The sequence below is a fragment of the Agromyces sp. P1_H4 genome, from assembly GCF_056405255.1.
Map to the genome: position 1 here is coordinate 1 of NZ_JBFUCL010000351.1, position 3864 is coordinate 3864.

Consider the following 3864-nt stretch of genomic DNA (forward strand, 5'->3'; position numbering starts at 1 on the left):
CCGCGCTCGATGAGCGCCGTCGTGCCGTCGTAGCCGCCGTCGCGCGTGAACTCCGCGCGGATCACGTCGTCGTCGCTGAGCTCGATGCCTGCCTCGGCAAGCCCGTCGCGGAATCCGGCGAGGCGGTCGGCGGCGGTCCGCAGGCCCTCGCGAGCCGTGACCACGGCGAAGCGGCGATAGCCGAGGCCCACGAGCTCGCGCGCGAGGGCGGCGGCGCCGACGCGGTTGTCGAGCAGCACCGTGCGGAAGTCGTACTCGTTGCGGCTGATGAGCACCACCCGGCCGCCCGCGCGCTCGTAGGCCGCGAGCTCCTCGCCGAGCGCGCCGTCGGTGGGGTCGGTGGTGGGGCGCGAGCCGGCCAGGATCATGACCCGCGGACGCTGGCCGCGCAGCGTGCGCACGAGCTCGAGTTCGCGATCGGGATCGCGTTCCGTCGCCGCCATGGTCACGATGAGGCGAGCGGTGTCCGCTTCGGCGACGACGCCGGCCGCGATGGAGGAGAAGTACGGGTCGGCGATGTCGGCGACGAGCAGCGCGACCGTCGTGGTGGTGCCGCGCGCGACCGCCTGCGCCGAGAGATTGGGGGAGTAGTCGAGTCGGGCGGCGGCCTCGAGCACGCGCTGCCGATACTCCTCGTTGACCTTGCGGGTGCTGCCGTTCAGCGACCTCGACGCGGTCGCGAGTGAGACGCCCGCCTCGCGCGCCACGTCGTGCAGCGTCGCCGGTGCGTTCCGGCCGGTCTGGATGCCGCCCTCGGTCATCGGTCCTCCTGCAGTCTGCCGCCCCTCGGGCGACTCTACCCCGCGGCCTCCACGTCGACGCGGCACGTTTGGCCATGAGTGCGGGTACTGGTACAAATGGTAGCAATTCGAGATAGCGCTTTCCCGGTTCATCCCGCAGCGATTCCGCACCGATGGGATGCCGCGGAGGAAGCGCTTTCTCCCGAGATCCGAGTGGAGCAGCGATGGCGCAGGAGCGGTACGGACTCATCGGCACGGGCAGCCGGGCCGGCATGTACATCGGCGCGCTCACCGGCACCCAGCTCGGGGCCGAGCGCGTACCCGACGTCGCCGAACTCGTGGCCTGGAGCGACGTGAACCCCGGCCGTCTCGACGTCTACGAGCGCCAGGTCGTCGCGGCGGGGCATCCGGTGCCCGCCAGATACGAGGTCGACGACGTCGAGCGGATGATCCGCGACGAGCGGCTCGACCGCGTCATCGTCACGACGCCCGACTTCACCCACGCCGACTACGTCGTGCGCGCCCTGCGCGCGGGGGCGGACGTCGTCGTCGAGAAGCCGCTCACCATCGACGCGGAGAGCGTGCGCCGCATCGGTGCGGCGATCGCCGAGACCGGGCGCGAGGTCATCACCACGTTCAACTACCGCTACAGCCCGCGCAACTCGACCCTGCGGCAGGTCATCGCCGACGGCGAGATCGGCGCGGTGACGTCGGTGCACTTCGAGTGGGCGCTCGACACGGTGCACGGCGCCGACTACTTCCGCCGCTGGCACCGCCAGAAGGCCAACTCGGGCGGCCTCTTCATCCACAAGGCCTCGCACCACTTCGACCTGGTGAACTGGTGGATCGCGGCGACGCCCGTGCGCGTCTTCGCGAGCGGCGGGCTGCGGTTCTACGGCGCCGAGAACGCGGCGGCGCGGGGCCTCGGCGACCGGCCCTCGCGGGGCACGGGCGTGGCCGGCGACCCGTTTGCCCTCGACCTCGCCGCCGACGAGCGACTGAAGGAGCTCTACCTCGACCAGGAGCAGCACGACGGCTACCTCCGCGACCGCGACGTGTTCGACGCCGGCATCACCATCGAGGACAACCTCGCCGCGCTCGTCGACTACGACAGCGGCGCCACGATGAGCTACTCGCTCAACGCGCACGCGCCCTGGGAGGGCTATCGCGTCACCGTCAACGGCACCGAGGGCCGGGCCGAGCTCGAGGTGGTCGAGCGCGGCGCCGTGCTCATCGGCGATGACGGTCGCGTGGTCGTCGACCCGAGCATGCACCCCGACGCCTCGCCCGAAGACCGGGTGCGGCCCGACTCCGAGCGCCTCGTCGTGCAGCGGCACTGGGAGGGCGCGCGCGTCGTGCCGATCCCCGAGGGCATCGGCGGCCACGGCGGCGGCGACGCCTACCTGCTGCGGCACCTCTTCGACCGGGTGACGGATGACGCGCCGCTCGGCCGGGTGGCCGGCTACGCCGACGGCGTCAAGGCGGTGTCGGTCGGCATCGCCGGCAACCTCTCGCTCGCCACCGGCGAGCCCGTGCGCATCGCCGACCTCGAGCTCGGCGTCTAGCCCCGACGCAACAGAGCGGATGCCGCGGCCGCCCGCCGCGGCATCCGCTCACWGCCACCCCCGGCGGATATACGATCCGCCACACCGTGCGCACGGCCCGATACCCGGGGTGTCGGATCGTATATCCGCCGATTGGTGCAGCTCGCACGCTGATCGCGGGGAGCTGGCAGGGCCGATCGGGCCGGTGGCACTGGCCGGCGGGGGCCGCCGGTCAGGCGGCGTCGATCGCGGGAGCGTGCCTCGGGTAGCCCAGGAGGAGGGCGCCCGAGGCGATCCAGACGAGGCCGATCATCACGAGCAGGGCCGCGGCGCCGAGGCCCGACGCGAGGCCCGCGACGGCGGCGCCCGCGGCCGCGGCGGCCGCACGCAGCCCGGCACCGACGGTGAACACCTGCGACCGGAGCGTCGGCGGACTCTGCTGCTTGCGGATCAGCAGCATCGCCGCGGAGCTCGCCGCGGTGAACAGCCCCGACACGCCGATCGCGACGATCGTCCAGGGCAGGCCCACGTCGGCCGCGGCGATGATCGTGAAGACGCCGGTGGCGGCGAAGCCGAGGCCCATCACGAGCTCGGGGGGCCGGCGCACGGGCGACGCGGAGTTCCACAGCGCGCCGAGGAGGCCGCCGATGGCGAACGCGGTGACGATGATCGCGCCCTGCGCGGCTTCGCCATTGCGGTGCACGGCGAGGGCGACCGCGGCGATCGAGAGGCCGCCCGCGCCGAACTGGCTGAGCGTCCCGCTCGTCGTGACGATCGCGAGCGGACGGTGCGTGGCGATGTGGCGGAAGCCCGCCGCGATGGTGGCGAGCATCGAGCCGTGCGGCTCGCCGGGGAGCGGTCGCAGGCGCAGTGGGAAGGTGGCCACGGCGCCGATCAGGGCGCTGGCGGCCACGATGAGCGTCGCGAGACGGGCCGATCCCAGCGCGGTCGCGGCCGCCACGGCGGCAGGCCCGGCGACGGAGCCGAGGTTGTAGGCGAGCGCGTCCACCGCGTACGCCCTGCGCTCGTCGGGGATGACCTCCGTGACGAAGCTCGACAGCCCGCCCATGAGGAACGGCACCGCCGTGCCGGCGACCACGAGCGCGAGCGCGACCACCCAGACGGGCAGGACGCCGAGGAACGCCGCGACGGTGAACGCCGCGGCGGTCACGAGGCCCGCTGCGGCCATGAGCAGGCCCGGATGCCGCGTCCGGTCGAGCACCGCACCCACCACGGGCGCGGCCACGATGCTCGGCCCGAGCGCCGCCGCCGCGAGCAGTCCGCCGAGCGCCACGTCGCCGAACTGCTCGTCGGCGWGCACCGGGATCGCCACCGTGATGCCGCCCACCGCCAGCCGCGGAGGCGTGGCGGCGGCGAGGTACGCCGCGACGCCCACTCAGCCCGCCGGCGCGTCCGGAAGGGTCAGCACGCCGTCGACGCGGCGGGGGATGCGGAGCGGGTTCGCCTCGCGGAGCTCGGGCGGCAGCGCGGCGTCGGGCGCGTCCTGGTAGGCGACGGGACGGAGGAACCGCCGGATCGCCGTCACCCCCACCGAGGTGTGGATCGACGTGGTCGACGGC

At 73.7% G+C, this 3864-nt stretch carries 3 protein-coding genes and 1 pseudogene; 1 reads left to right on the forward strand and 3 read right to left on the reverse strand.

Annotation, left to right across the window (positions count from 1 at the left end; genetic code table 11):
* Positions 1–761, reverse strand: a 761-nt coding sequence (locus AC1DY2_RS16835) for a LacI family DNA-binding transcriptional regulator (RefSeq protein WP_476763457.1), incomplete at its 3' end; no start/stop codon positions are given.
* A 203-nt stretch (positions 762–964) separates the two neighbouring features.
* Here AC1DY2_RS16835 and AC1DY2_RS16840 point away from each other — a divergent pair.
* Complete coding sequence (locus AC1DY2_RS16840) at positions 965–2305, forward strand: Gfo/Idh/MocA family protein (protein WP_476763458.1); 1341 nt, start codon at positions 965–967, stop codon at positions 2303–2305.
* A gap of 211 nt (positions 2306–2516) precedes the next feature.
* Here the strand turns inward: AC1DY2_RS16840 and AC1DY2_RS16845 are convergent, their stop codons facing one another.
* On the reverse strand, positions 2517–3680 hold the full coding sequence (locus AC1DY2_RS16845; RefSeq protein WP_476763459.1) for an MFS transporter: 1164 nt from the start codon (positions 3678–3680) through the stop codon (positions 2517–2519).
* Positions 3681–3864: pseudogene (locus tag AC1DY2_RS16850) on the reverse strand (aldehyde dehydrogenase (NADP(+))); the annotation flags it as partial.